Below are 25,429 nucleotides of genomic sequence, written 5' to 3' on the forward strand. Positions count from 1 at the left end.
GATTGTCTCACTGTTCATTAACTTCATATATTTTACAATAAGAAAATGAAGGTTAAAATAAGGAGGCTGTAAAATGAAGTATCCAAAAACTATTCTGTTTAGTGCCACTGCGGGTTTATTGCTTAGCCTATCTGCAAACTCGGTATCGGCTCATCAGGCTGATGAAGTGAATCATTTCAAAGTGACGGCAAAGGGAGAGACTGACCCGGTTGCTTCAGGAGATGACGCAGCGGATGATCCGTCCATTTGGGTTGATGCAAAGCATCCGGAAAAAAGCAAATTGATAACGACAAACAAGAAGTCCGGGTTAGTCGTGTATGATTTGGACGGCAAACAGATCAATTCTTACGAGTTTGGCAAGCTGAATAATGTCGATCTGCGTTATGATTTTCCGTTCAACGGCAAACAGATTGACATTGCCGCTGCTTCAAACCGGACAGAAGGAAAAAATTCGATCGAAGTTTACGCCATTGATGGGGAAAAAGGTGAATTGAAAAGCATCACAGACCCAAAACATCCTATTTCCACTGATATTTCTGAAGTTTACGGTTTCAGCCTGTATCACAGCCAAAAAACAGGGGCATTTTATGCGTTGGTAACAGGAAAGCAAGGAGAGTTCGAGCAATATGAAATTGCCGACAATGGGAAGGGATATGTAACAGGGAAAAAAGTGCGGCAATTCAAATTACATTCACAAACTGAAGGTCTCGTCGCAGATGACGAGTACGGGAATCTCTATATAGCGGAGGAAGACACAGCGATTTGGAAATTTAATGCTGAACCATCTGGAGGATCGCAGGGCAAAGTCATTGATCATGCTTCTGGAAAGCATTTGACAGCTGATATTGAGGGCTTGACCATTTATTATGCGCCGGACGGAAAAGGTTATCTTATCGCCTCAAGCCAAGGCAATAACAGCTATGCGTTGTATGAAAGACAGGGAGGCAATCGGTATATTGCCAATTTTGAAATTACGGATGGCGAGAAAATAGACGGGACGAGTGATACTGACGGTATTGATGTTCTTGGTTTCGGGCTGGGGCCAAAATATCCGTACGGCATTTTTGTAGCGCAGGACGGAGAAAATATAGAAAATGGACAAGCTGTCAATCAAAATTTCAAAATTGTATCATGGGAACAGATTTCTCAGCATCTAGGCGGAAAACCTGACCTGAATAAACAGGTGAATCCAAGGAAGCTGAAGGACAGATCTGATGAATAAAGAAGCAGCCTATTTGGGACTGACCCCTGTTTTTGAGACAGGGATCAAAACACCTTTTATACAGCCAATTGCCGATAGCTTATCGGTGATTGGCTGTTTAGTTTCGTTTGAATACGAATGTTGTTATAATAATAAATGTATTCTTTGACAGTGCGTTCTACGATGGCGGTCGTGGTTCGATTAATGCTGTTAAGATAGAACGTTTCAGACTTTAGTGAGGAATGAAACGATTCGATGGAGGCATTATCAGCGGGCGTCCCTTTGCGGGACATGCTCATGGTAATGCCTTTTGTTTTAACAGCTTTCTGATACTCATAAGATGTATACACAGATCCTTGGTCACTATGTAACACGCAGTTCTGAGGCAGTGTTGGCAGTTGATCAAGTGTGTTTAAGACAAAGTCTGTGTCCTGCTTATCTCCAATCGTGAAAGCAATTACTTCTCCATTGTATACATCCAATATACTGGAAAGGTACAATTGTTTCTGTCCATAAGGCAAATACGTGATATCCGTTACTAGTTTTTCAAGAGGATGATCGGACTGAAAGTTTCGATCTAATATATTATCAACCACGGCATATGGCTGCCCATTCTTCTTGCGCTTTTTCACCTTAACCCGGCACTGCCACTGATTTTTCTGCATGATACGCTGAACCGTTTTATGGTTAATACGCATTTCCTTTTTTAATATAGCTGTAATTTTTCGATATCCATATCGATACTTGTGCTCTCGGCACAACGTGCCGATTTGTTTTTCCAAATGGCGCTTGGGATGATCTTTCATCAGGTTCTTCTTCCAACGATAATAAGACGCTCGTGAGATACCTAAATGAACACAGATATTCTGTACGGTCATTGTGCCGTGCAATACTTCTACAAGTTCGACTGACGTTTGGCTATCAACTTCCTTTCCAATTCGTTGTACTTTTTTAAAACTTCATTTTGTTGTCTCAGATAACGGTTCTCTGCCTGCAGTTTCTCTAATTCGGAAGAATACTCCGGACCTTTTCCGTAAGTGTATTGCTTACCAACAGGCTGTTCAAATCGATGTGTATCCCCAGCTTTATGCCATCTAACCCATGTCTGAACCTGCGTCTTATTCCTGATATTCAATTCCTGCATGATCTCTTTCATAGGCACGCCTGCCAATCTCATTTCTACAGCCTTCTGTTTGACTTCAATCGGATAACTCATTCTTGTTCCCATACAAAAAACACCTCCAAGTCTTATTTCGGATAACAACTATCCGTTTTCAAACTTGAAGGTGTTTTTTATTTGTCTCATCTTATGGGGTCAGTCCCTTTTCGGCTGCTTTTTTATGTGCACGAAAAAATCGTTCATATGAAATGAACGATTTTTCAAGAAAGCGCCAGATGAATGGCTTTCAGTTTTGCGGGAAGCTCATCAAATGTATGAGCAGGAACGGTCTCTTTATAATTTAACGCCGCAGCTTTGTTTCGTTCCTCAGGATGATTGATATAGAAAGCGGCTTTTTCCTTAAAGTCGTTGATGCTGTGATAAGAAATAAAGGATGAAAAAGGATGTGCCGCAGGGAGATCCACTAGTTGAAATGCTTCGCATGCAGCGATATCAAAGGTGCGGTTATTAAAGCTTGTATTTTTAATGCGGCTTTTATTTTTGTTGAACATAAAATGATACGGCCGATGCGGATTGATCACGATGTCTGCCCCGTTATAATAATGAACGGCCTGTTCAGGCGGAACCCATGTGCTGACTACATCTATATGCGGCTGTTTGAGTACTTTTTTAGGCAGGTATTTTCTCCATTCCTTTCCGATGACCCGAACGGTGTACGGGAGATATGCCGCTTCTTTCACAAGCTGAACCCGATTAGGGTAAGGATAGCCGATGATAAGCAATTGTGAATGAAAGGAATGTTCGGTGTCCATTTTTTTAAACAGCCGATGATTAACAGGAATCGGAACATAATAGATATGCTGATAACCAAGCTCCTGATAATAGAGAGCAGCATTTTGGTCAATTGTTAAAACTGCGTCAGCGTGCTTTATCACCTGAAGACTGATATCAATATAAAATGGGTCTTCTGTCAGCCAAACATATACGGGAATACCCTTACCCTTTAACCAGGTCAGCCAGTCGTGAGGAACGTGAACTCCAACCATCATGAGTACGAAATCCGGCTGAAACGTTTCAATGCGTGACAGCGATTCGGTGTCTGGTGTATCTGCAGCCATGTATTCTGTCTGAGCGTGCCGAAAGCATTCTTCAGCCCAGCGGTCAAAATAACTGTATATTCCTCCATATCCCGACTGGATATACAAAACTTTCATCAGAGGTTATGAAAAGAATGTAACGCTTTCTACTTTATCTACATCAATCAATGTTGTCGCTTGACCTGGCGGAGTTACAGAGCTTTCCTGTGTGACAAATACGATGCCGTGAACTTGATCAAAAGCAACAAAGACAACCGGACCGATCATGTCACCGGAATCTGTCACAATGCTGATGGTAGTGCCAGGTGTAATTCTGGCAAAAATCCATCTTGCAGGAAGGGAAGGATCTAAAACAGATTCAGCAGTAACCGTTTCGCTTTCGTCAACTTTTTTATCAACAGCAGCTTCAAGTAATTCTTTAAGGTTATTATTCACGTTTTCTCCTCCTTCTGTTGCATTTGTAAATAAAGGGCTTAAAAGGCTTTTAATAATATCCTTTTTTAACTGCGCATTTTCACTGCTCAACACATACACCTCCTATTAATTATTGAACTCACGTTTAATCATATTCTTCTGATTGGCAATTGGTATGAGTCGAACGCCGTACCTGAGCTATTTTTCATATATTTAAGGAAAATGCTGATTTTCTTCTATGAATGGACATTGCCTATACCGCAATTGACAGCATGTTCATATTGTGAAACAGAGGTAAGGGAGAGAGGGAAGTTTGGATTTAGAAAACAAAGTGAACCAAGAAGAAAATGACGACGAATTGCATTTTATTCTGTTTTTATTCATTCTGCTTATACGTCAAACAGCTTCAGACGGAAATCAATCTGGTCTCAAACGCCAGCTCGTAGTTGCCAAGAGCTTGGGGTCCGATTTCAAGAGTCAATCTGATCAATGGAGATACGCTTCAAAATGTTATCGTAAAAATTCCTGGCTGATTTGGTTATTTTTCAGAACCCGCTAAATCAAACGGGATCAAATGTTGCTATTGTAAGTTGAGGTGCTTTTTACATGTTGACAGAGGCTCTGCTTGCTGCGGAGCCGTTTTCATGTGTGACAATAGGAGGCTTGCAGAGATGGGGGACAAAGTTTCCATTATTTTAACGAGTTATAACAAACCTGATTATCTGCAAATGGCGATTGAGAGTGTCATCAATCAAACTCATAGCAATTGGGAGCTTTTTGTCATGGATGACCATTCAAATGAGAAAACGATTGCGGTGATTCACAAGTACCTTCATGACCAGCGCATTCGTTATAAAAACAGCTTCGTCCATCCTCAAAATCGATTAAAAACAACCCGTTATGCCACATTAATTAATAACGCTCTTCCATTTGCCGCCGGCGACTACATTTCTTATCTTACTGATGATACAGTTTATCATCCTGATCGGCTGAGCCGTATGGTGCAGACATTTTTGTGTCATCCTGAAGCACAGGCAGTCTATTCAAAACAAAAAGTTGTTCATGTAAACGAAAGAGGAGAGGAAATTTCCCATTTTTACAGAGATGCCAATGCGGTGCTTGATCAAGCCGCTTTTCAAGTCGATCATTGCTCTGTTATGCATCGCCGTTCGTTGCTTGATCGGATCAAAGATAAATATGGAAGCTATTGGGACGATGATATGATGCATTGGAATCACGGCGACTCAATTTTTTGGATTAGAGTAAACACATTTGCCCCGTTCCTGCCGATAAATGAAGTATTAGATACAACGTATAAGACCCCGAATTCCTTTCAAAACGCTTATCAGTTTCTGCCCGCCGATTTGATTGACGGCACGTTTGTAAAAGGATCTGATCAACATGTGTATTTTCTTGATCAAGGTGTGCGGCATCCTGTGGGGGAGAGATGGAGTTCAGTGTATCTGGATCGGACTGTTGTTATCCCCGATCCGTATTTATTTCAATATCATACGGGGAAATGTTTAAACATTCCGAATTATGTTTTGGTAAAAGAAGCTGACCAGCCTGCAGTATTTTACATTGACGCCGGTAAAAAAAGACGGATAGAAAGTCAGCATGCTTTTCAATTTTATCAATTTAAAAGAAAAGATATTTTGACGATTGAAAAAGAAGTGCTCGAGGATCTGCAGGAAGGGCCGCCTATCACGCGGGACAGATCTGGGGTGATCGCAAATCCGCCTGGACGAAGGCTGTTTTTTATAGAACGCGAGCGGTTTCTATTTCTAAACGGTGTTTTTCATCCAATCAGCGAGCAAGTGGCGAGAAAATTCTTTTTGCAGCAGAAACCAATACCCGCTTCTTTCCGGAATATTCAGCAATTTCCAATTGGAAAGCCGTTTTATCCGGTGTACGATGAGATTATAAAGAAATTAAATATTGCAATCGAGTAAATGTATAGGTCATAAAAAGGAGACATTCATGACAGGACATTATTCAAAAACGGAGCATCAATACCTATCGTTAACGTCTGAATCGAAGTTGTTTGGTCATTACAGTGTATATAAAGATTCCAAGCTGCCGCAAATTTTTTCTCATAATTTTGTGCAGCTTCATGATACATTTCCATTGGAGCGTATACCTGATTTTTTGCCGTCCGTACCGAAGCTGCTTGATGCGAATTATATCCATTTAAAAGCGTCTCCTCAGCATGTTTTTCCGCTCGTTTTGAAGCAGTCGCTTGTGAAAAGCGGTTTTGTGGTTGAAGATGAGCTGTTATACTGCATGAAGCTTGGAGACTGGAAGGGACAGACGGGACATCCTTTCACGGCATGGGGGACGGCAAAGAGTCTTAGTGACGGATCTTCTATCATGAAAATTTATGACTCGCTTTATATAGGAGAGGCAACCGCAGAACAAAAATTAGTGAGAAAATATCCTTTTTACAAAGCGGGTACGATTTTGCTTGTCGTTTGTTACAGCGATTCATCACAGAACATTCCGATTGGCTGCGGAGAACTTTTTATTGATTCGCAAGAGAAAACGGCGAAAATTGAAGAAGTGGCGATTTTGGATCAGTTTCAAAGAAGGGGCTACGGCAGTATTCTTGTGGGTGAGATGCTGTCCATTGCCAAATCTTTAGGAATGGACGATGCTTATTTAGTGGCCTCAAATTCTGATGGCGTTACTCATTTTTATGAAAGGCTCAAATTTAAAAAATTTGAGCGGGTGCACACTGTTTTTCATTATTTCCTTACATAGATGGGCATTTGCACAAACCGTTTGGGACTTGGCCCGCATACAATGCCGTATATCGTGATAAGAAAGGATGAAAAACAATATGCATGGATATTATCATGGATACGGTTACGGAGGATTTGGCTGCGGGACAAATACATTTGTATTGATTGTTGTCTTGTTCATTTTATTAATTATCGTCGGAGCCGCTTTTATTTGCTAGATGAAATAACACAAGAGCCTTTCGAAGTTCGGAAGGGCTCTTTTTTTGTGCGAAAAAAGATTTTATAGGGAGCGTCATGCCGCTATTTGGACACTCATACAATGTAGAAAAGGTGTTTTTGAGGTGGAGCATGAGCAGTTATTTAATTAAGCCAGAGCTTAATGCGGAATATCCGATTGTCAGTCATGCAAAGGGCACATATGTGTATGATCAGAACGGAAAAAAATATCTTGATGGCTCATCTGGTGCGGTGACATGCAATATCGGCCATGGGGTTGATGAAGTAACCGAGCAGCTGAAAGAACAGCTTGATAAGGTGTCTTTTGCTTACCGCTCGCAGTTTACGAGTGAGCCGGCCGAGCAATTAGCTGCTTTACTGGCCGAGCAGCTGCCGGGAGACTTGAATTGGTCTTTTTTTGTCAATAGCGGATCAGAGGCCATAGAAACGGCAATGAAAATCGCCATTCAATATTGGCAGGAAAAAAAGCAGACAGAAAAATCCATCTTTCTCTCACGATGGAGCAGTTACCACGGAATAACTTTGGGAGCGCTTTCATTGTCGGGATTTTATGAACGCAGGTACCGGTTCACCCATTTGCTAGAGCGTTATCCCGCTCTCTCAGCCCCGCATATATATCGGCTGAATCAAGAGGCAAAAAAAGATTTTGTTCAAAAGGCTGCGGAGGAGCTGGAAACCGCTATAAAAAGAATCGGAAGTCAGTTTATTGCTGGATTTGTGGCAGAACCTATTATTGGAGCCGCGGGAGCAGCAATCACTCCTCCTTCTGGATATTATGAGAGATTGCAAGCGGTGTGCCGCTCACATGGTGTGCTGTTTATTGCGGATGAAGTGATGACCGGGCTTGGGAGAACTGGGAGGATGCTTGCGACAGAGCATTGGCATACCGTTCCTGATATCGCTGTGCTTGGAAAGGGGCTCGGTGCAGGCTACGCGCCTATTGCAGCTGCAGTTGTGTCTGATACGGTTCTCCAAACGATAAAACAAGGATCAGGTATTATTATGAGCGGCCACACATACAGTGCTCATCCCTTTTCAGCCAAAGCCGCTCTCGAGGTTTTGCGTTATGTTATCAGACACGGCTTGATCAAACAGGCTGAAGAAAAGGGCTTCAAGCTGAAAAAGAAACTTGAAGAGATGATGCACCGAAGCGGCATCATTGGGGATGTCCGCGGCAAAGGACTGCTGTTAGGCGTTGAATTTGTGGCTGATAAAAAGACAAAGCGAGTGTTTCCGCAAGATCGGTCGATGACCCAGCGTATCATCAGCGAAGCAAAAAAACGCGGGCTCATTGTCTATCCTGCCAAGGCTGGAATCGACAGCGGGGAAGGAGATGCCGTAATCATCGCTCCTCCATTCACAATCTCAGACGGAGAGATGGAAGAGCTTATATCAACTTTTTCGGAAACAGTTGCAGAAGTTGAAAAAAACTGAAAAGGGACTGAAATCAATATGGCACCATTTCAAAAAACGATCAGCATTGAATCGGCAATTGCAGATGTGCGTGATGGGTCGGTCCTTATGTTTGGCGGCTTCGGAGGAGTCGGCTCTCCTCCTTCTTTGATTGAAGCCATATTGGACAGCGGTGTGAAAGAATTAACTGTCATTTGCAATGATGCCGGATTCCCGGAGATTGGGATTGGACCGCTTATTGTCAATAAAAGAGTCAAGACACTGATTGCATCGCATATCGGTTCAAATCCCGTAGCCGGAAAACAGATGACAGACGGCACATTAGAGGTTCGATTTTCGCCTCAGGGCACGCTCGCAGAACGGATTCGCGCCGGCGGATCCGGCCTTGGCGGCATTTTGACCGATATCGGCATTGATAATCAAATGGTTTGTGAGAAAAAAGAGATTGTGTCTGTAGCGGGGAAACAATACTTGGTTGAAGAAGCGCTGACGGCTGATTTTGCCTTCATCAATGCCTGCATTGCAGATGAATTCGGCAATTTAACGTATGACAAAACAGCGCGCAACATGAATCCACTTATGGCAATGGCCGCCAAAAGAACCTTTGCCGAGGCTGAGACGATTGTGCCGATGGGTGATATTGCAGAAGAAATGATTGTAACGCCTGGGGTTTTTGTTGAGGGGGTTGTGAGAAGCGAAGGGGTGAGGTGGAAATGGGCTTGGGAGTAACAGAAAGAGAGCAGATCGCCAGACGGGCTGCTTCTGAAATCAAACCAGGCATGATGGTGAATCTCGGTATCGGCATCCCTTCCTTGGTGCCGAACTTTTTGCCGCCTGACATGCAGGTTATGCTGCAGGCGGAAAACGGCGTACTCGGGATTGGCGAAAGTCCTGAAAAAGGGAATGAGGATGAAAATTTATGCAACGCCGCGGGATTCCCTGTCCGTGCTGTAAAGGGGGCATCTTATTTTGATACAACGATGTCTTTTGCCATGATCAGAAGAGGCATGATTGACATTACGATTTTAGGCGCTTTGCAGGTAAGCCAGTCGGGAGACCTTGCGAATTGGCTTGTACCCGGAAAAAAGGTGCCAGGCATGGGCGGTGCGATGGAGCTCGCCCAAAAAGCGAAAAAAGTGGTTGTCGTCATGAGCCATACCGATCAAAAAGGGAGGCCTAAATTAACAGAAGCCTGCACCCTTCCGTTAACAGCAGCAGGCTGTGTAGATATGATCATTACTGAAAAAGCAGTTCTTGCAGTTGACCGGCATCATTTTATTTTAAAAGAACTGATGAATGGCTCAACAATTGACGAGGTGATCGGGCTGACCGACGCTGAAATAATGGTAGATATGCCTTTTTCTTAAAAGGGGGAGTGATGATGCAGGACATTGAAAGAAAAGTAATCGAATGGCTTGATCAGCATTCAGCCAAAGCCATTCGTCTTTTGAAAAGGCTGGTTGGAGAAAAAAGCACACTTGGCAAGGAATTTAACGCCCAGGCAGTAGTTCTTGAAAAGCTTAGGCAATTTCATATGGACATTGATGTGTGGGAGCCGAGCCTAAAACAATTAAAACAGCATCCCTATTTTATATCAGACCGTTCGGATTTTCATGAGAGCCCGAACATTGTCGCTAAAAAAACGGGAGAGGGCGGAGGACGATCTCTGATTTTAAACGGGCATATCGATGTTGTGCCAGAAGGAAATTTGAAGGAATGGAAGTATGAACCGTTTCAAGCTGCCGAAGTAAATGGTAAAATTTACGGCCGCGGCTCCACTGATATGAAGGGAGGCAATACAGCCCTTCTATTTGCATTAGAAGCTCTGCACGCCTGCGATGTCAAACTGAAAGGTGATGTATTGTTTCAGAGTGTTATAGATGAAGAGTGCGGCGGCGCCGGAACACTTTCTGCCATTATGAGAGGCTATCGTGCGGACGGGGCGCTAATTCCGGAACCGACCAATATGAAGCTTTTTATTAAACAGCAGGGCTCGATGTGGTTTCGGATCACGGTTAAAGGATTAGCGGCACACGGAGGCACACGGTATGAAGGTGTCAGCGCCATTGAAAAAAGCATGCATGTCATTACAGCCATTCAAGAGCTTGAAAAAGTCCGCAATGCAAGAATTTCTGACCCGCTTTATGATCATATCCCAATCCCGGTTCCAATCAATATTGGCACCATCTCAGGCGGAACATGGCCGTCCTCGGTAGCAGACCGCGTCGTCATAGAAGGAAGGTGCGGAATTGCTCCTCATGAAAAGCCTGAAGCAGTGAAAATGGAATTGGAAAATTGGCTGAAAGATTTACAATACCATGATGAATGGTTTAAACGCCATCCAATTCAAGTGGAATGGTTCGGGGCTCAATGGCTGCCGAATGATTTGCCTGATGGCCATCCTTTACTATCAGTTTTGCAATCAGCCTATCAAAAAATAAAACAAACAGAGCCGATCATCGAAGCGTCGCCTTGGGGGACAGACGGCGGCCTTTTGTATCATGCGGGAGATACTCCTGTTATCGTTTTTGGACCGGGAGAGACGAAAACGGCACATCAGGCAAACGAGTATATTGAGGTTGAAGCCATGTTAGAATCAGCTAAAATTATTGCTCTTTTTGTGATGGATTGGTGCGGGCTTCATACAGACGGGGAGGATGCTGATGATCAAAACGGTAAAGAATAGCGGTGTTACGGCTGTCATAGACAATGACCGCTTTAATAAACGAATTAGAGTCATTCGTTATGAAGGCGCTATTCAGGAAGCCTTGTCTGATATTATGACAGCGGCTGAAGAGGAGGGTGCCGAAAAAATTATTGTGTACACTAAACAGCATGACGAGGCAGAGCTGGCTAAACAATTGTTTACGCCGGAGGGCTTTCTCGAAGGCTACTATCTCGGCCATCGCGCTGCCGTTATGGTCCGTTATCTCACAGAAAAACGAAGACAAACAGATACCTATTTATCCGAGCAGGAAATGATAGAGCTATTATATAAATTGAAGCCTCAGCCACAAATCGAAGACAGGTCTCCTTTTACAATGAGAAAAGCAGAAACAAACGACATGTATCAGTTATCTATGCTGTATAAAAAAGTATTCCGCACGTATCCGACTCCTGTGTTTGATCCCGCCTATATTGAAAAGACGATGAATGAGCATACGCTTTATTATGTCATGCTTGAAGATGACCGTCTGATTAGCGCGGCAAGCGCAGATATCAATCCTGAGCTGGGGCATGCCGAAATGACGGACTGTGCCGTGCTTCCCGATTATCGGGGCCGTTCGCTGACAAGTATTTTAATAGATGCATTAGAAAAAGAAATGAGAGAGCAAGATATCTTTCAAGTATTTTCACTCGCCCGCGCTGCATCTTTTGGAATGAATGCGGTCCTGTATCATTCCGGGTATCAGTATGGCGGAAGGCTGATCAATAATTGTTATATAGGAGAAGGGCTCGAAAATATGAATATCTGGTGCAAGCGCCTGTAAGTCAAAAAGAAATGCACGAGGAGGAATTTGATTTGACAAACAAATGGTATAAACCGAAACGGCATTGGAAGGAGATAGAGTTATGGAAGGATGTTCCGGAAGAAAAATGGAATGATTGGCTGTGGCAGCTGACCCATACTGTAAGAACATTAGATGACTTGAAAAAAGTGATTAACCTGACCGAAGAAGAAGAGGAAGGCGTCAGAATTTCTACTAAAACGATCCCCTTAAATATCACACCCTATTATGCTTCCTTAATGGATCCCGACAACCCCAGATGTCCGATACGGATGCAGTCTGTGCCGCTCTCTGAAGAGATGCACAAAACAAAATACGACCTGGAAGACCCGCTTCATGAGGATGAAGACTCTCCAGTACCCGGTCTGACACACCGTTATCCCGACCGAGTCCTGTTCCTTGTCACGAACCAATGCTCCATGTACTGCCGCTACTGCACAAGGAGGCGTTTTTCCGGTCAAATCGGAATGGGTGTCCCTAAAAAGCAACTTGATGCCGCGATCGCCTACATTCGGGAGACACCCGAGATCCGGGACTGCCTGATTTCAGGCGGGGACGGGTTGCTGATCAATGATCAAATTTTAGAATACATTTTAAAAGAGCTGCGCAGTATACCCCATCTGGAAATTATCAGAATCGGCACAAGAGCGCCTGTCGTTTTCCCTCAGAGAATCACCGATCAACTGTGCGATATTTTAAAGAAATATCATCCGGTCTGGCTGAACACCCATTTCAACACAAGCATCGAAATGACGGAGGAATCCGTTGAGGCTTGCGAAAAGCTGGTGAACGCAGGTGTGCCGGTCGGAAATCAGGCCGTCGTGCTAGCAGGCATTAATGATTCGGTAACAATTATGAAAAAGCTTATGCATGACTTGGTGAAAATCAGAGTCCGTCCCTATTATATATACCAATGTGATCTCTCAGAAGGCATCGGACATTTCAGAGCTCCGGTTTCAAAAGGGCTGGAGATTATTGAAGGGCTGCGAGGCCATACTTCAGGCTACGCGGTACCAACTTTTGTCGTTGACGCACCAGGCGGCGGCGGGAAAATCGCACTGCAGCCAAATTATGTTTTATCGCAAAGTCCTGACAAAATCATCTTGAGAAATTTTGAAGGAGTCATTACCTCTTATCCGGAACCTGAACATTATATCCCTAACCAGGCTGACGCCTATTTTGAGTCTGTTTTTCCTGAAGCTGTCGACAAAAAAGAGCCAATTGGACTGAGTGCCATCCTTGCCGACAAAGAGATTTCTTTCACACCGGAAAACGTGGCCAGAATCAAAAGGAGAGAAGCATATACAGCGAAGCCGGGGCATGAAACCTTAAAGGACCGGCGGGAGAAAAGAGACCAGCTAAAGGAAAAGAAATTTTTAGCCCAGCAGAAAAAAGAAAAAGAGGCAGAAAGCGGGGGGAATTCTTCATGAAAACATGCGAATGGTGCGGTGTGCCTGAGGCGCAGCCTGGCACGAACACGGTTTATTGGGAGCTTCCTGACGGCACACGAGCCATAGAGCTGACAAACACCCCCGCGATGATTTGCTCTTCTTGCGGAATGGCCTACCAAGAGGATTCGACGACAAAGGATATTGAGGATCAGCTGTTTTTAATCAACACAAAAAAACTCCCTGAAAGTCTGACGTATCAACAGCTCATGGAAACGGAAAGGATATTAAAACGCAACTATTTTGATTTTTCCTGAATGATGTTTCGTTATTCTTTTGTTGTAATTTTACACTTGCACTGTATAATAGAACAACAAAAGACAGACACCAGGAGGGGAAACCCATGAAATCCTTTTATCACTATTTATTGAAATTCAGACATCCTAAACCGCAGGACAGCATCAGTGAGTTTGCCAATCAGGCGTATGAGGATCACAGCTTCCCAAAAACATCAACCAATTATCACGAAATCAGTTCATATTTGGAGCTGAATGTTGATTATCTGGACACGATGGCTACGTTTGATGAAGCTTGGGAAAAATACGAGGCCGAGGTGCACGGCAAATAACCACATGTTTAAATCCGCAGATCCGCTGCGGATTTTTTTGTGCGCATACACATACCATAATTGGATACTTCCAATGGTTTTCATGCCCATGCGAATTGGTGTAACCCAGCATACGATAGCGTATGAGAAATGTTGCGGCGAGGGGGAGACACCGTGAAGCAAAATAAACCGAAATTCCAAGTAGGGGATATCGTAGTCGTCATTATGTATGGGACAGTCGGCACAATCACAAAAGTGCACCAAATCGATAAGCACTATCTTTATGAAGTAAACCACAATGAAGTCTTATATTTTGAATCGTCCATTCAATTATATAAAGATTATGAAGGCGTCATTGTCGATATGGAAAAACTTGATATTGAATATGAATTCCTCATTGGAGATGTCGTTTATGTAAAAGATTATGGAAAAGAACTCTTTCGCATTATCGGCCACAGAACAGAAATTTGGAGATATTTAGAAGATGGCTGGGAAGATATTATTTATGAGCTGACTCGTTTAAAGGATGGAGAGTGGCTTGAAACGGAGGAAGAGGATCTCACGCTGGTACTCAGAAAGTATGAAATGGACCAGTTTGTGCATCAGCTTTTGTTTGTCCACTATGTCGGAGAAACTGCCCATGAGATCGGCGAAGATATTGTACCGTCTGCTCTTCTTCAGTTTGAAGGCGAAGATGAAGATCAAGATACCCTGCGCATCCTGGCTGTATCAATTGTTGATGAGCTTTTGGATATTTACAACGATTACAAAATTCTGTACGAAATGTTTAAAGATGAAGAATATAAAGATATGATGATGTTTGTGCTGGAAAGTTTAAAAGAACACTTCAGTTAGTTTGTGAACAAGCGGATGACCACATATAAAAAGTAAGGCAGACAGCCCCAAATCATGACATGCGTCATACCTTTGAGCGTTTTTTCCATCACCATATCGAATCTTTCTCCGTCCAGTGCTTCCATCATTTTAGCAATCATTTGTCAGCCTCCTATGGCTTGTTTTTTTATTCAATGTATATGAATGAAAGAATTGTTTAGAACACCGGGTATAATTCATCCCGTTTTTTCATAAAACATAAAAAAGGAGGCGGTACGGTTATGAAAGAAATAGATCTTGTGATTGACACGGAAGAAATCGCTGAATTTTTTTACAGAGAGCTTGCAAGACGGGGCTACATACCGAGTGAAGATGAGCTGTTTGAAATCGCCGATATTACCTTTGATTATCTGATAGAAAAATGTATGATAGATGAAGAGCTGGATGAAGATTGTTAAGGCTTGAAACCGGAGCGGCCAGCTCCGGTTTTTTATTCGGCTGATATGAATTTTTGAGAAATAAAGGAGGGAAAATCTTGTACAAGCCAGTCAGTCTGTTTCTTCTCTTTCTTTTTTTAGCCGCGGTTATTCATACATCTGCTGTTCAATCAGCAGATGAAATGATCAGTAAGGCAGCCGCAGCTATCCGTCAGCCTTGGCTGAATGATGTGATGATTTGGGTGACTCATCTTGGTGCTACTTCCTTTTTACTGCCACTTATCGTAGTTATTGGGGCAGGGCTGTTTTTTTACAAGAGAACCTTGGATGGTTTTTTGATGCTCTTCATATTCGGTGCGGATCGTCTGTTAAACAAAATATTAAAAGAGTGGATCGAACGGGCAAGGCCGGATTTTGAACCGCTCGTTCATGAGTCGTCCTTCAGCTTTCCGAGCGGCCACTCCATGAACGCTGCTTGTGTTTATCCTGTAATCGCCTACTTTTTAGTGAAACACATCCCGTTTTTGTCAAAGCATAAAAAAGCGGTATACATAATTGCCGGTACTGTCGTTATTTTGGTTGGTGCCAGCAGAGTCTACCTCGGCGTGCATTTTTTAACTGACGTTTTAGGAGGCTTCAGTCTCGGCCTGCTGCTGTTTTTCCTCGTGAAAGGTTTTGACGAAAAGTTTCATTCGTTTCGACAAAAGTAGAGAGAGGAAAAAGAGGGCGAAACGCCAATATGTTATAGAAATAAAAGGGAGGGATCTTGATGATGTTATCCGTGTTTAAAAAGAAGTCTTGTTTTTACGATGTGACAATATTTCAAACACCCCGGTTTGGTGAAAAAAAAGGCTACAGAGCCGTCTATCGAACTGAACTGAACGGGAGCAATCATCAAGACGTGCTAAAAAGAGCATTCTCTTTGTTTAATGTATTCGATACTGTTCCAAGTGATTATGATGCGAGATTTATGGCCACAGGGGATGTGATTTTGATTGATGAAGGCAGAAAAGGGAAAACATATTATAAACTGCTTCCCGCCGGATGGAGGAAAATCAATCGTCTGATTGTGCAAACAACATAACGAAAGAAAACTGCGGATATCCGCAGTTTTCTGTTTTTTAAGGTTTTCGTTTGGCCGCGGAATGCTCTTTTTCGTGCGCCTCTTCAGCCGCGATAACGTCTTTAGCAGGTATGTGGTTGTTCTTTTTTTGTCCGGTTATTCGGTTACGCTGTTTTTTACCCATGTTTCATCCCTCCTTTTGCCGTTAGGTTCTCATATAAGCGGCTCAATTATCCCGATTTTCTCTAATGGCGCCTAAAAATACCCCGGATCATTTTCTTTTTTCGGAACATTCCTTTATAATCAATGCTGAAGTTTGTCTCATCATGACATCCGTTGTAAAATGAACGGACTGATCGTTAATTTTGGTTGAGGAGGATATGAGATGAGTGTACATATCGGTGCGGAAAAAGGACAAATTGCGGATACGGTACTATTGCCGGGGGACCCTTTAAGAGCAAAATTTATCGCTGAAACGTATCTTGAAAATGTGGAATGCTATAATGAAGTCAGAGGCATGTATGGATTTACAGGTACATATAAAGGCAAAAAAATCTCTGTGCAGGGCACGGGCATGGGCGTTCCGTCCATTTCAATTTACGTCAATGAATTAATTCAAAGCTATGATGTGCAAAACTTAATAAGAGTAGGCTCTTGCGGCGCCATCCGTAAAGATGTCAAAGTGCGCGACGTCATTTTGGCCATGACTTCTTCTACTGATTCACAAATGAACAGAGTCGCTTTTGGAAGTATCGATTTCGCGCCTAACGCAGATTTCGAGCTTTTGAAAAATGCCTATGACGCCGCTAAGGATAAAGGCGTACCGGTGACGGTAGGCAGTGTATTTACTGCTGACCAGTTCTACAATGACGATTCTCAAATTGAAAAGCTTGCCCAATACGGTGTGCTCGGGGTAGAGATGGAAACAACCGCTTTGTATACATTGGCAGCGAAGCACGGTAGAAAAGCGCTGTCCATCCTGACCGTGAGCGATCACGTATTAACAGGAGAAGAAACAACAGCAGAAGAGCGTCAAACCACTTTTCATGATATGATAGAAGTGGCTTTACATTCTGTATCAAAATAAAATAAATGAAGAGGCGTGCTGGGTGCCGGCAGCCTCTTCTTTATGGATACGGAAACGATTGATAAAAGGAAGGTAATGTGATTATGAAAAAGTCCGGTAAATGGTTCTCGCTGGCCGCCGCTCTGAGTGTGACGGCAATTGTCGGAGCCGGCTGCAGCATGTCAAATGGGGATGCTCAAAAGGATACGAAAACCACTGCAGAATCAAAACAGACAGAAGAAAAAACAGCTGACAGCAAAAGAACAAATACGCAGGACAGTGAGTTCTTATTGGAAAGCAAGTTTTTCAATAACATTAAAAAAGTGGACGGCCTGGAAACCATTCAAAATCCAAAAAATATCCTCGCCCTTGTCAATAAGCAATACGCAATGCCAGGAGACTATGAACCTAGCGATCTAGTTATCCCTGATGTCGAGTTTTCTTTTAAAGAGAAAATACAAAAGCGATACATCAGAAAAGAAGCAGCAGACGCATTAAAAACGATGTTTGATGCTGCGAAAAAGGATGGCTATGAGCTGGCAGCCGTGTCAGGATACCGCTCGTATGACAGACAGCAGGTTATCTTTAAAAATGAAGTAAGCTTAAAAGGGGAAAAGAAAGCAAGAGAAGCTGTCGCATATCCGGGTGAAAGCGAACATCAAACAGGTTTAGCAATGGATATTTCCAGCCGAAGCAACGGTTTTGAGCTAAATGAGGCGTTCGGCAGCACCGAAGACGGAAAATGGGTGCAGAACAATGCATATAGATACGGTTTTATCATTCGCTACCCTAAAAACAAAGAAGACATCACGAAGTACGAATACGAACCATGGCATTTGCGTTATGTAGGCAAAAAGGCTGCAAAGGTTATTCATGAGAATGACTTAACATTAGAAGAATACTTTGAAAAAGTGAAGAAGATATAAAATAAAAACCCGCTTACCATTGGTTAAGCGGGTTTTTCCATTAAAAAAAGAATAAACCGGCGAGCGCCACACCTGTAATCAGCCCAAGGCCAATACCGTATGCGGCTCCATATCCATATCCGTAGCCGCCCCAATATCCATAGCCAAATCCGCCTCTTGGGCCCCCTGAAGTAACTGGAGCAATAAAGACCTTGCTGTTGGTTACCCGTGTAATTCTGCCCACATGGACTCTGCCGTTTCTTTCTGTAATTCTAGCAACTTTTCCTTGGTGCTGGCGGCAGATATGATAGTATTTTTCCAATATAATTCCCTCCTAATCCGTCTTTCTATCAGCTTATGATAGATAAACAAAAAAGGTTGGACGAAAAGAGGGGGTGAAGCGCCGTTTTACTTGTATGCGATAAAGATACAATGACCCATATACTCGCTGTATGCCTGCATGAGGTCATAATGGGACTGAAGCGTTTCATAGTAGATAGGAGCGATTGCTTGCGATACATCCATTTCTGTCGTCGGTTCAAATTCCATATCTTCCGGCAAAAGGGTGATCGTTTCTGTTTTCTGAAATCCATGGGAACGAATCGAGTCTATCCACTCCGATTCGTCATAAAGCTTTGTAAAACCGTAAAAGTCCATCATTTGCTTCTTTTCGCGCGGAGGCATCGGCTTTTTAAGCGCCGCTTCAATACCGATCAGCATTCCACCCGGCTTCAATACTCTATTAATTTCTTGAAGGGAGGATGTCAGATGGGAAAAACTGAGGACGGATTCGGACAGGACGCAGGAAAAGGACGCCGAAGAAAACGGAAGATGTTCCAGCTCTCCAAGATATGCAGGGATGGCCAGCCCTTCATTTGCAAATCTTTTTTTCGCCTTCTCAAGCATGACAGGGTCTTTATCAACGACTGTGACAGGATAAAGCAAATGTCCTAAATAAGCCGCAGTTTGCCCCGTCCCGCATCCGGCATCAAGAATCGGCTGATCAGGCGGAGGTGCCGCTTTTTGCAATACGGCTTTTGAAAAAGCAAGCCCGCCTGGATGTGCACCTGAGACACCGAATAAGGACAGCATTTCTAAATATCGGCTCAAAATGGTATCCTCCTTTTTCGTTATTATATGTCGTGAAAAGACATAGGTTTATGAAACGATAAAGAAGGGCGGATCTCTATATTTTCTGCTCCGAGTTGACGAATAGGAAATCGTCCATGATAATAATGTAAGAAGAAAAGGTGGTGTTTAATTGAAACGGCAATTGAAACTGTTTTTTGTTGTGCTGATCACTGCGGTTGTCGCTTCGGCGCTGACTTTATTTATTACGGGCAATTCAAGCATTCTGGGCCAGAAATCAACAAGCACAGGAGACAGTAAGTTCGATAAATTAAATAAAGCGTATGAGCAAATCAAAAGTGATTATTACAAGGAAACAAACGATGACAAATTAGTAGACGGAGCAATTAAAGGAATGATTGAGTCTCTGGACGATCCTTACTCTACCTATATGGATCAAGAGGAAGGAAAATCATTCGAAGAAAGCATTTCTGCATCCTTTGAAGGAATAGGAGCGCAAGTAGAGGAAAAAGACGGTGAAATCCTTATTGTTGCGCCAATCAAAGGTTCACCTGCTGAAAAAGCCGGAATCAAACCGAAGGATCAAATCCTGAAAGTAAACGGTAAAAGCGTAAAAGGCATGAATGTAAATGAAGCCGTCGCTTTAATCCGCGGCAAAAAGGGAACAAAAGTGAAGCTTGAACTGAACAGAGCGGGAGTGGGAGAGATTGATCTTTCCATTAAGCGCGATACGATTCCTGTTGAGACCGTCTATTCTGAGATGAAAGACAACAATATCGGTGAGATCCAAATCACTTCTTTCTCTGAAACAACTGCTAAAGAGCTGACAAATGCGATCGACAGTTTAGAGAAAAAAGGTGCCAAAGGCTATATTTTAGACTTGAGGGGCAATCCGGGCGGCTTAATGGACCAGGCGATTACAATGAGCAATCTGTTTATTGATAAAGGTAAAAATATTATGCAGGTTGAGTACAAAAACGGCTCAAAAGAAGTCATGAAAGCGGAAAAAGAACGAAAAGTCACCAAGCCGACTGTCGTTTTAGTAAATGACGGAACAGCGAGCGCTGCAGAAATCATGGCCGCTGCCCTTCATGAATCGTCAGGCATTCCGTTAATTGGAGAAACCACATTCGGAAAAGGCACAGTGCAAACCGCAAAAGAGTATGAGGATGGCTCAACAGTCAAACTGACAATGGCCAAATGGCTGACTGCTGACGGTGAATGGATTCATAAAAAAGGCATCAAGCCGCAAGTGAAAGCAGAGCTTCCTGATTACGCGAAGCTCCCATATTTGGACGCTGATAAAACGTACAAATCAGGCAATACAGGCACTGAAGTCAAAGTCGCTCAGCAAATGCTGAAAGCACTTGGCTATCAGGTGAAGGTAAACAGTACGTATGATCAGGATTTTGTATCAGTCGTCAAACAGTTCCAGAAAAAAGAGAATCTGAAACAAACAGGCGTGCTGACTGGTGATACTACAACAAAACTAATGACAGAACTTCAACAAAAACTGTCAAATAATGATACGCAAATGAAAAAAGCAATTGAAACGCTGAAAAAAGAAATGTAAAAAAGCCATACGCGGCTACCGCGTATGGCTTTTTTTTAAGCACCCTTCTGATTCGGATTTGGTTCAGTTTTTTTACCAAATAAACCTTCTTTGACTGGATTTGAACCTGCTCTTTTTACAAACAGCGGATTGAGAATGATTACAGCGATGATATTGGCGGACAATCCCCAGAAACCTTCATAAATGCCGTGTGCAGATTGAGTGATATACACAATAAACGTAACCGCAAGGCCGGCTAATAATCCGATCACTGTCGCCTCTCTCGTTTGGTTCTTCCAGAATAAGCTGACGGCAATCGCGGGGAAGATCTGCACCATACCGGAAACGCCTAAAAGCTGAAGTGTTACTAAGGCAGTCGGGAACAGCATTCCAAATAGAAGAGCAAGACCGATCACGACAAACACCATGGAACGTGTAATAAGGGTCAGTTTGCTTTGTGACACATTTGGATGGATCAAGTCACGGTATAAGTTATTGGCAAATAAATTCGATGCTCCGATAGCCATGATCGAACAAGGGATCAATGAAGCTAGGGCGATAGTGGCATATGCAAAACCTTGTGCTACGCCGCCGTAAGACGTCTGAATCAGATGCAGCAGCGCCAGTCTTGGATTTGTATCTTCCGGCAGCACAAGAAAAGCGATAAAACCAAGGAAAATAACTAAGATTAAAACGATGTTATAAAGCGGCAAAAACATGCTGTTTTTTCTAACTGCATCGGCACTTTTCGCCGTAAATACACCTGTAGCGGCATGCGCCCACATAAAAAGTGCCAAGGCGGATACAATAGATGCTGTAATAAACCAAGGGATGCCTTTTGGGCCCTCTGTCGGTATCGTCAGCATTTGCGGCGCTTCCTTCACCAATGTATCAATCATCGGCGTCCAGCCGTTGAAATGAATAAGAGGGAGGGAAACGACCATAAACAGCATAATCACCCATACTAAAATATCTTTAATAATGGCTGTAAAAGTAGGCCCTTTAATCCCGCTGAAAAACGTGTAAAGAGCAACTAGAATGAATGAGATGATGACAACAAACTTTACGTTGATATAGCCGGTTCCCGCCACCTGAAGCGTATCTTGAATTCCGCTAAGCTGAAGACAGATATATGGGATAAGCATCAGGACACCGACAATTGCAACGAGACTTGCCAACAGCTTGCTGTCAAAACGTTCCCGCGCATAATCAGCGAGAGTTGTTAATTTGTGAATTTTCGCAACTTTCCAAAGTTTCGGCAGGAAGAAATAGGCGATAAAATAAGCCAATACGGAGTAAGGAATAGCAAAAAACGCAACACTTCCGCCTGTGTAAGCCGTACTGGTCAGGCCTAAGAAAGTATATGCCGTGTAAAGGTCAGCGCCTACTAAAAACCAAACGAGAAGGCCTCCAAAACGTCTGCCGCCGACAGACCATTCTTCCACCGAGGTTCGCGATGATTTGTCTCTCCCGGCGAGAAATCCGATACAGACAACAGTTAATACGATAATAGCCGTAATCATAAGTGCAGTGAGATTTCCTTGCATCATTCAATTCCTCCATCTTTTTTTTGCACCAGGTAAATGCCAAACGAACATACCGGCGTAATGATAATCCACAGCAGCAGCCAAAAATGGAAAAAAGGAAGGCCGAAAATAATCGGTTCGATTCGATTCACAAACGGCAAAAGTGCAAGCTGAATGAATGGTAAAATGATGAGTATAACAATAAGTGCTTTTTTAACCATTTACTTTCCTCCTGAAAGATGATAATGCTCACTATAATAGCAGTTGTAAGATAAGATCACAAGATAATTATTAGAAAAAAATGATTTTTTCAATTATTTAATTAAATCACATGGTTTGCATCCTGCACATTATAGGTTTAAAATAATAAATATCTCGAAATCAAGATAATTTAGGAGTGAAAAGATGAAAACAGAAGGATTGCATCATGTCACAGCATTTGCCAGAGATCCGCAAGAAAATTTGCGATTTTATACAGAAGTGCTCGGGCTTCGGCTTGTCAAAAAAACAGTGAATTTCGATGACCCGGGAACATATCATTTTTACTTTGGGAATCAAAATGGAGATCCAGGGACCATTATTACCTTTTTCCCGTTCCAAGGAAGCGGGCAGGGGACGGTAGGGAAAGGCCAAGCCGGCCGAATTTACTTTTCAGTCCCTAAAGGCTCTCTGGCTTTCTGGAAGGAACGCCTTCAAAATAATGGACTGAATGCAGAGGAGAAAATGCTATGTGGGGAACACGCTCTGATCTTTGATGATACAGAAGACCTTCCGTTAGCAATCATGGAAGACGGCGAAAGCGGAAAAAGCGAGTGGACACCTGACGGCATTTCAGAACATGAAGCCATCACCGGAATGAGAGGCGTGCTGCTGTACTCCTATGATCCGCAAGCAACGATTCAATTGTTAGAGGAAAGCTTCGGATACAGCAAAGTAGCGGAAGAAGATCAGATCGTTAGACTGAAATCCGCAGCGGCTGTCGGAAACGTGATTGACGTTCATTTGCAGCCGGAAAAAAGAGGCGTCGGAGGTTATGGAACAGTTCATCATATAGCGTTTCGGACAACGAGTGAGGAGCAGGCTAAATGGCAGCCGCTTATTGCTGAAAAACATCTCCCTTCATCAGAAATTCTGGACAGGGAGTATTTCACATCAATTTATTTCAGGGAAAAAGGCGGCATTTTATTTGAAATTGCCACAGATGAACCAGGCTTTATGACAGATGAAACGTTTGATGAGCTGGGGACATCCTTAAAGCTGCCTGAATGGCTGACGCAACACCGCAAACAAATTACAGATATTTTGCCTGAATTGTAGGAGGGGACATGATGAAGCATATTTTTGAAAAAGGGACATCTGATAACGTCTTACTGCTGTTACATGGAACCGGAGGAAATGAGCATGATCTCCTTTCATTGGGCCGTTTTATAGATCCGGATGCTCATTTGCTGGGTGTCAGGGGATCAGTGCTCGAAAATGGAATGCCGCGCTTTTTCAAACGCCTCAGCGAAGGTGTATTTGATGAAAAGGATCTCGTTGAGCGGACAAAAGAATTGAAAGATTTTATCGACGAGGCGGCACAAACGCATCAGTTTGACCGGAGCCGAGTGATTGCAGTCGGCTACTCAAACGGCGCAAATATCGCAGCGAGCCTGCTTTTTCATTATGCGGATGTTTTAAAGGGGGCTATTCTGCATCATCCTATGGTGCCGATACGGGGGCTTGAGCTTCCCAATATGACAGGGCTTCCTGTTTTCATTGGGGCGGGAAAATATGATCCGCTTTGCACAAAGGAAGAATCGGAAGAGCTTCACCGCTGTTTGCTTGACAGCGGGGCATCTGCTTCAGTTTTTTGGCAGGATGGGGGCCATCAGCTCACACAGCATGAAGCTGAACAGGCTCGCCAATGGTACAAAGATACGTTTCAATAAAAAAACCTTAGTCCGTGTTTATCCGGACTAAGGTTTTTCTTAGATTTACAGCCAAGTTGATACTTTTGATAGAGGCAAGCGGTTGCTTTGGTGTGCAGGTTTCACTGCTTTCCCGATAGAAATAAGCATAACCGGAACATAGCGCTCGCTGATATCAAATTCCTTTTGGAACTGCTCCTTATTAAATCCTCCGATTGCGCAGGTGTCATAACCTTTCGCTTTTGCGGCAATCATAAGCTGCATAGCAGCCAATGAAGCATTTAAGAAAGCGGAATCGCGTGCGAACTGTTCACTTTGGTAAGCACCGTTAATTTGGCTAAGAAGCGTTTGTTTGATTTCATCCGTGATGAAACCTTGGTTTGCCAGTTCAGCGTAAACGTCTTCACCGTTTTCATTCGCTTTTAGATCGCCTAAAATGGCAACGACAGCAGAAGATTCAACAATTTGTTTTTGATTATATGCTACAGGCAGAAGAGCCGCTTTTGATTCATCGCTGTGGAAAACTGTAAAATGCCAGTGCTGCAGATTCCATGCAGAAGGCGCTTTAGTGGCGAGCTCCAAAAGATCAGTCAGTTCCTCTTTAGAGATCGGGGCATTCGTATCATATTCCTTAACAGATGCCCGTGCTTGCAAAATGTCCAGAGTATCAGTCATAATGTTTCCTCCTTCGGGTAAACGTGGTATGATAATAGAAAAGTTAGAAGCTTACTAAATGTAACTTGAAAGATAATTTTAATGGATCAGTGAATACTTGTCAAACAATAGATGAAGGGATGAAGACTAGTGGGAAATACAATGTGCCCTAAAATGGAGTCAGCTTTCTCATTGCTGGGAAAACGATGGAACGGTCTGATCATCCATGTACTAATGGATGGGCCGAAACGATTTAAAGAGATAACGGAAACCATACCGATGATCAGCCAAAAAATGCTGGCAGAGCGCCTTAAAGAGCTAGAGCAAAACGAAATTGTTGAACGCCGGGTTCTTCCCGAGACACCGGTAAAAGTGATCTATACGCTGACTGAAAAAGGAACCGCGCTGCAAGCCGTATTTCAAGAAATGCAAGCGTGGGCCGATCAATTTTGTGAGCCTGGTGTTACAGTGTGCGAAGAAGAGAAATAATGGAAAGAAACAGAGCACCCGCAGAAAGGGTTTGTTTCAGTGAGAAAGTCATGTAAGTGGGTCATACCGTTTACATGACTTTTTATTTTAGGAGCCATGATATGAATCAGCTTATATTTTACACTTATAAAAAGAGATGTTAGGATGATGTCAACATACAAAAATAGGAAAGGATCC

The 25,429-nt window shown here is 43.1% G+C and carries 32 protein-coding genes and 1 pseudogene; 23 read left to right on the plus strand and 10 right to left on the minus strand.

Annotated elements, in window-relative coordinates:
* The first annotated feature begins 73 nt into the window (after positions 1–73).
* Entirely contained in the window at positions 74–1,222 is a 1,149-nt protein-coding gene (locus tag DIC78_RS20645) for a phytase (RefSeq protein ID WP_127696848.1), read from the plus strand.
* Between the two features lie 56 nt (positions 1,223–1,278).
* On the opposite strand, the gene DIC78_RS20650 is transcribed toward DIC78_RS20645, so the two are convergent.
* The 3 genes from DIC78_RS20650 to cgeA all read right to left on the minus strand — a co-directional run bounded on the left by DIC78_RS20650 (position 1,279) and on the right by cgeA (position 3,943).
* Positions 1,279–2,429, minus strand: a protein-coding gene (locus DIC78_RS20650) for an IS3 family transposase (RefSeq protein ID WP_127695692.1) whose coding sequence is annotated in 2 segments (ribosomal slippage) — positions 1,279–2,156 and positions 2,156–2,429 — 1,152 coding nt in all. Because the reading frame shifts where the segments join, the coding sequence is not laid out codon by codon here.
* A gap of 152 nt (positions 2,430–2,581) precedes the next feature.
* A complete protein-coding gene (locus tag DIC78_RS20655) occupies positions 2,582–3,535 on the minus strand; it encodes a spore maturation protein CgeB (RefSeq protein WP_127696849.1) in 954 nt (317 codons plus the stop codon).
* Between the two features lie 6 nt (positions 3,536–3,541).
* Complete coding sequence (gene cgeA / locus DIC78_RS20660) at positions 3,542–3,943, minus strand: spore crust protein CgeA (protein ID WP_024121772.1); 402 nt, start codon at positions 3,941–3,943, stop codon at positions 3,542–3,544.
* Positions 3,944–4,145: 202 nt separating this feature from the next.
* On the opposite strand from cgeA, the pseudogene cgeC reads away from it, so the two are divergent.
* The 13 genes and pseudogenes from cgeC (at position 4,146) to DIC78_RS20730 (ending at position 14,582) form a co-directional block, all read left to right on the plus strand.
* Positions 4,146–4,426: pseudogene (gene cgeC, locus DIC78_RS20665) on the plus strand (spore maturation protein CgeC).
* Between the two features lie 77 nt (positions 4,427–4,503).
* Positions 4,504–5,784: a spore maturation glycosyltransferase CgeD gene (locus DIC78_RS20670; protein ID WP_127696850.1), complete on the plus strand. Its 1,281-nt coding sequence runs from the start codon at positions 4,504–4,506 to the stop codon at positions 5,782–5,784.
* Positions 5,785–5,812: 28 nt separating this feature from the next.
* Positions 5,813–6,592, plus strand: a complete 780-nt coding sequence (locus tag DIC78_RS20675) for a spore maturation N-acetyltransferase CgeE (protein ID WP_127696851.1) — start codon at positions 5,813–5,815, stop codon at positions 6,590–6,592.
* A 67-nt stretch (positions 6,593–6,659) separates the two neighbouring features.
* Entirely contained in the window at positions 6,660–6,791 is a 132-nt protein-coding gene (locus DIC78_RS20680) for a YjcZ family sporulation protein (RefSeq protein WP_373271166.1), read from the plus strand.
* 130 nt (positions 6,792–6,921) lie between these two features.
* On the plus strand, positions 6,922–8,244 hold the full coding sequence (locus tag DIC78_RS20685) for an aspartate aminotransferase family protein (RefSeq protein WP_127696852.1): 1,323 nt from the start codon (positions 6,922–6,924) through the stop codon (positions 8,242–8,244).
* An 18-nt stretch (positions 8,245–8,262) separates the two neighbouring features.
* Entirely contained in the window at positions 8,263–8,952 is a 690-nt protein-coding gene (locus DIC78_RS20690) for a CoA transferase subunit A (RefSeq protein ID WP_044155490.1), read from the plus strand.
* Entirely contained in the window at positions 8,937–9,590 is a 654-nt protein-coding gene (locus DIC78_RS20695) for a 3-oxoacid CoA-transferase subunit B (protein ID WP_127696853.1), read from the plus strand. Before DIC78_RS20690 ends, DIC78_RS20695 begins: the two co-directional genes overlap by 16 nt.
* Before the next feature lie 8 nt (positions 9,591–9,598).
* Complete coding sequence (locus tag DIC78_RS20700; RefSeq protein WP_127696854.1) at positions 9,599–10,909, plus strand: peptidase; 1,311 nt, start codon at positions 9,599–9,601, stop codon at positions 10,907–10,909.
* Entirely contained in the window at positions 10,887–11,714 is an 828-nt protein-coding gene (gene ablB / locus DIC78_RS20705) for a putative beta-lysine N-acetyltransferase (RefSeq protein ID WP_106021303.1), read from the plus strand. Before DIC78_RS20700 ends, ablB begins: the two co-directional genes overlap by 23 nt.
* A 32-nt stretch (positions 11,715–11,746) precedes the next feature.
* The gene (kamA, locus tag DIC78_RS20710; RefSeq protein ID WP_095713124.1) at positions 11,747–13,162 is read left to right on the plus strand and encodes a lysine 2,3-aminomutase; all 1,416 of its coding nucleotides are present in this window, start codon (positions 11,747–11,749) and stop codon (positions 13,160–13,162) included.
* A complete protein-coding gene (locus DIC78_RS20715; protein WP_127696855.1) occupies positions 13,159–13,437 on the plus strand; it encodes a YokU family protein in 279 nt (92 codons plus the stop codon). The genes kamA and DIC78_RS20715 overlap by 4 nt, the downstream gene beginning before the upstream one ends.
* Before the next feature lie 86 nt (positions 13,438–13,523).
* Entirely contained in the window at positions 13,524–13,748 is a 225-nt protein-coding gene (locus DIC78_RS20720) for a YozE family protein (RefSeq protein ID WP_127696856.1), read from the plus strand.
* Positions 13,749–13,901: 153 nt separating this feature from the next.
* Positions 13,902–14,582 (plus strand): hypothetical protein, encoded by a 681-nt coding sequence (locus DIC78_RS20730; protein WP_010334614.1) that lies wholly within the window; start codon positions 13,902–13,904, stop codon positions 14,580–14,582.
* On the opposite strand, the gene DIC78_RS20735 is transcribed toward DIC78_RS20730, so the two are convergent.
* The gene (locus tag DIC78_RS20735; protein WP_101860544.1) at positions 14,579–14,722 is read right to left on the minus strand and encodes a hypothetical protein; all 144 of its coding nucleotides are present in this window, start codon (positions 14,720–14,722) and stop codon (positions 14,579–14,581) included. The two genes, DIC78_RS20730 and DIC78_RS20735, sit on opposite strands and share 4 nt — an antisense overlap.
* Before the next feature lie 120 nt (positions 14,723–14,842).
* On the opposite strand from DIC78_RS20735, the gene DIC78_RS20740 reads away from it, so the two are divergent.
* The 3 genes from DIC78_RS20740 to yodL all read left to right on the plus strand — a co-directional run bounded on the left by DIC78_RS20740 (position 14,843) and on the right by yodL (position 16,082).
* Positions 14,843–15,019, plus strand: a complete 177-nt coding sequence (locus DIC78_RS20740; RefSeq protein ID WP_010334612.1) for a YozD family protein — start codon at positions 14,843–14,845, stop codon at positions 15,017–15,019.
* 77 nt (positions 15,020–15,096) lie between these two features.
* Positions 15,097–15,708, plus strand: a complete 612-nt coding sequence (locus tag DIC78_RS20745; protein WP_101860545.1) for a phosphatase PAP2 family protein — start codon at positions 15,097–15,099, stop codon at positions 15,706–15,708.
* A 59-nt stretch (positions 15,709–15,767) separates the two neighbouring features.
* Complete coding sequence (gene yodL / locus DIC78_RS20750; protein ID WP_038954208.1) at positions 15,768–16,082, plus strand: shape determination protein YodL; 315 nt, start codon at positions 15,768–15,770, stop codon at positions 16,080–16,082.
* A gap of 37 nt (positions 16,083–16,119) precedes the next feature.
* Here yodL and DIC78_RS20755 read toward each other — a convergent pair whose 3' ends face one another.
* Positions 16,120–16,245 carry a hypothetical protein gene (locus DIC78_RS20755; protein ID WP_024121758.1) on the minus strand — a complete coding sequence of 42 codons (126 nt, stop codon included), beginning with the start codon at positions 16,243–16,245 and terminating at the stop codon, positions 16,120–16,122.
* 201 nt (positions 16,246–16,446) lie between these two features.
* On the opposite strand from DIC78_RS20755, the gene deoD reads away from it, so the two are divergent.
* Both deoD and DIC78_RS20765 read left to right on the plus strand, forming a co-directional pair.
* Entirely contained in the window at positions 16,447–17,148 is a 702-nt protein-coding gene (gene deoD / locus DIC78_RS20760; RefSeq protein ID WP_024121757.1) for a purine-nucleoside phosphorylase, read from the plus strand.
* A gap of 83 nt (positions 17,149–17,231) precedes the next feature.
* Positions 17,232–18,053 carry a M15 family metallopeptidase gene (locus tag DIC78_RS20765; protein ID WP_127696857.1) on the plus strand — a complete coding sequence of 274 codons (822 nt, stop codon included), beginning with the start codon at positions 17,232–17,234 and terminating at the stop codon, positions 18,051–18,053.
* Between the two features lie 40 nt (positions 18,054–18,093).
* Here the strand turns inward: DIC78_RS20765 and DIC78_RS20770 are convergent, their stop codons facing one another.
* Both DIC78_RS20770 and DIC78_RS20775 read right to left on the minus strand, forming a co-directional pair.
* The gene (locus tag DIC78_RS20770; protein ID WP_024121755.1) at positions 18,094–18,354 is read right to left on the minus strand and encodes a hypothetical protein; all 261 of its coding nucleotides are present in this window, start codon (positions 18,352–18,354) and stop codon (positions 18,094–18,096) included.
* Between the two features lie 86 nt (positions 18,355–18,440).
* Positions 18,441–19,142: a class I SAM-dependent methyltransferase gene (locus tag DIC78_RS20775; RefSeq protein WP_095713119.1), complete on the minus strand. Its 702-nt coding sequence runs from the start codon at positions 19,140–19,142 to the stop codon at positions 18,441–18,443.
* Positions 19,143–19,293: 151 nt separating this feature from the next.
* On the opposite strand from DIC78_RS20775, the gene ctpA reads away from it, so the two are divergent.
* The gene (gene ctpA, locus DIC78_RS20780) at positions 19,294–20,694 is read left to right on the plus strand and encodes a carboxy-terminal processing protease CtpA (protein ID WP_101860546.1); all 1,401 of its coding nucleotides are present in this window, start codon (positions 19,294–19,296) and stop codon (positions 20,692–20,694) included.
* Between the two features lie 35 nt (positions 20,695–20,729).
* Here the strand turns inward: ctpA and DIC78_RS20785 are convergent, their stop codons facing one another.
* Entirely contained in the window at positions 20,730–22,220 is a 1,491-nt protein-coding gene (locus DIC78_RS20785) for a sodium:solute symporter family protein (protein ID WP_024121753.1), read from the minus strand.
* On the minus strand, positions 22,220–22,420 hold the full coding sequence (locus DIC78_RS20790; RefSeq protein WP_044155515.1) for a DUF3311 domain-containing protein: 201 nt from the start codon (positions 22,418–22,420) through the stop codon (positions 22,220–22,222). Before DIC78_RS20790 ends, DIC78_RS20785 begins: the two co-directional genes overlap by 1 nt.
* A 184-nt stretch (positions 22,421–22,604) precedes the next feature.
* On the opposite strand from DIC78_RS20790, the gene DIC78_RS20795 reads away from it, so the two are divergent.
* Both DIC78_RS20795 and DIC78_RS20800 read left to right on the plus strand, forming a co-directional pair.
* Positions 22,605–23,516 (plus strand): ring-cleaving dioxygenase, encoded by a 912-nt coding sequence (locus DIC78_RS20795; RefSeq protein ID WP_127696858.1) that lies wholly within the window; start codon positions 22,605–22,607, stop codon positions 23,514–23,516.
* 11 nt (positions 23,517–23,527) lie between these two features.
* Positions 23,528–24,130: an alpha/beta hydrolase gene (locus tag DIC78_RS20800; RefSeq protein ID WP_101860547.1), complete on the plus strand. Its 603-nt coding sequence runs from the start codon at positions 23,528–23,530 to the stop codon at positions 24,128–24,130.
* A gap of 45 nt (positions 24,131–24,175) precedes the next feature.
* Here the strand turns inward: DIC78_RS20800 and DIC78_RS20805 are convergent, their stop codons facing one another.
* A complete protein-coding gene (locus DIC78_RS20805; RefSeq protein WP_127696859.1) occupies positions 24,176–24,784 on the minus strand; it encodes a nitroreductase family protein in 609 nt (202 codons plus the stop codon).
* Between the two features lie 129 nt (positions 24,785–24,913).
* Between DIC78_RS20805 and yodB the strand changes: the two genes are divergently transcribed.
* Positions 24,914–25,252, plus strand: a complete 339-nt coding sequence (gene yodB, locus DIC78_RS20810; protein WP_024121748.1) for a transcriptional regulator YodB — start codon at positions 24,914–24,916, stop codon at positions 25,250–25,252.
* The last annotated feature ends 177 nt before the right edge of the window (positions 25,253–25,429 follow it).

This window comes from Bacillus halotolerans, from assembly GCF_004006435.1.
Lineage (GTDB): Bacteria > Bacillota > Bacilli > Bacillales > Bacillaceae > Bacillus > Bacillus halotolerans.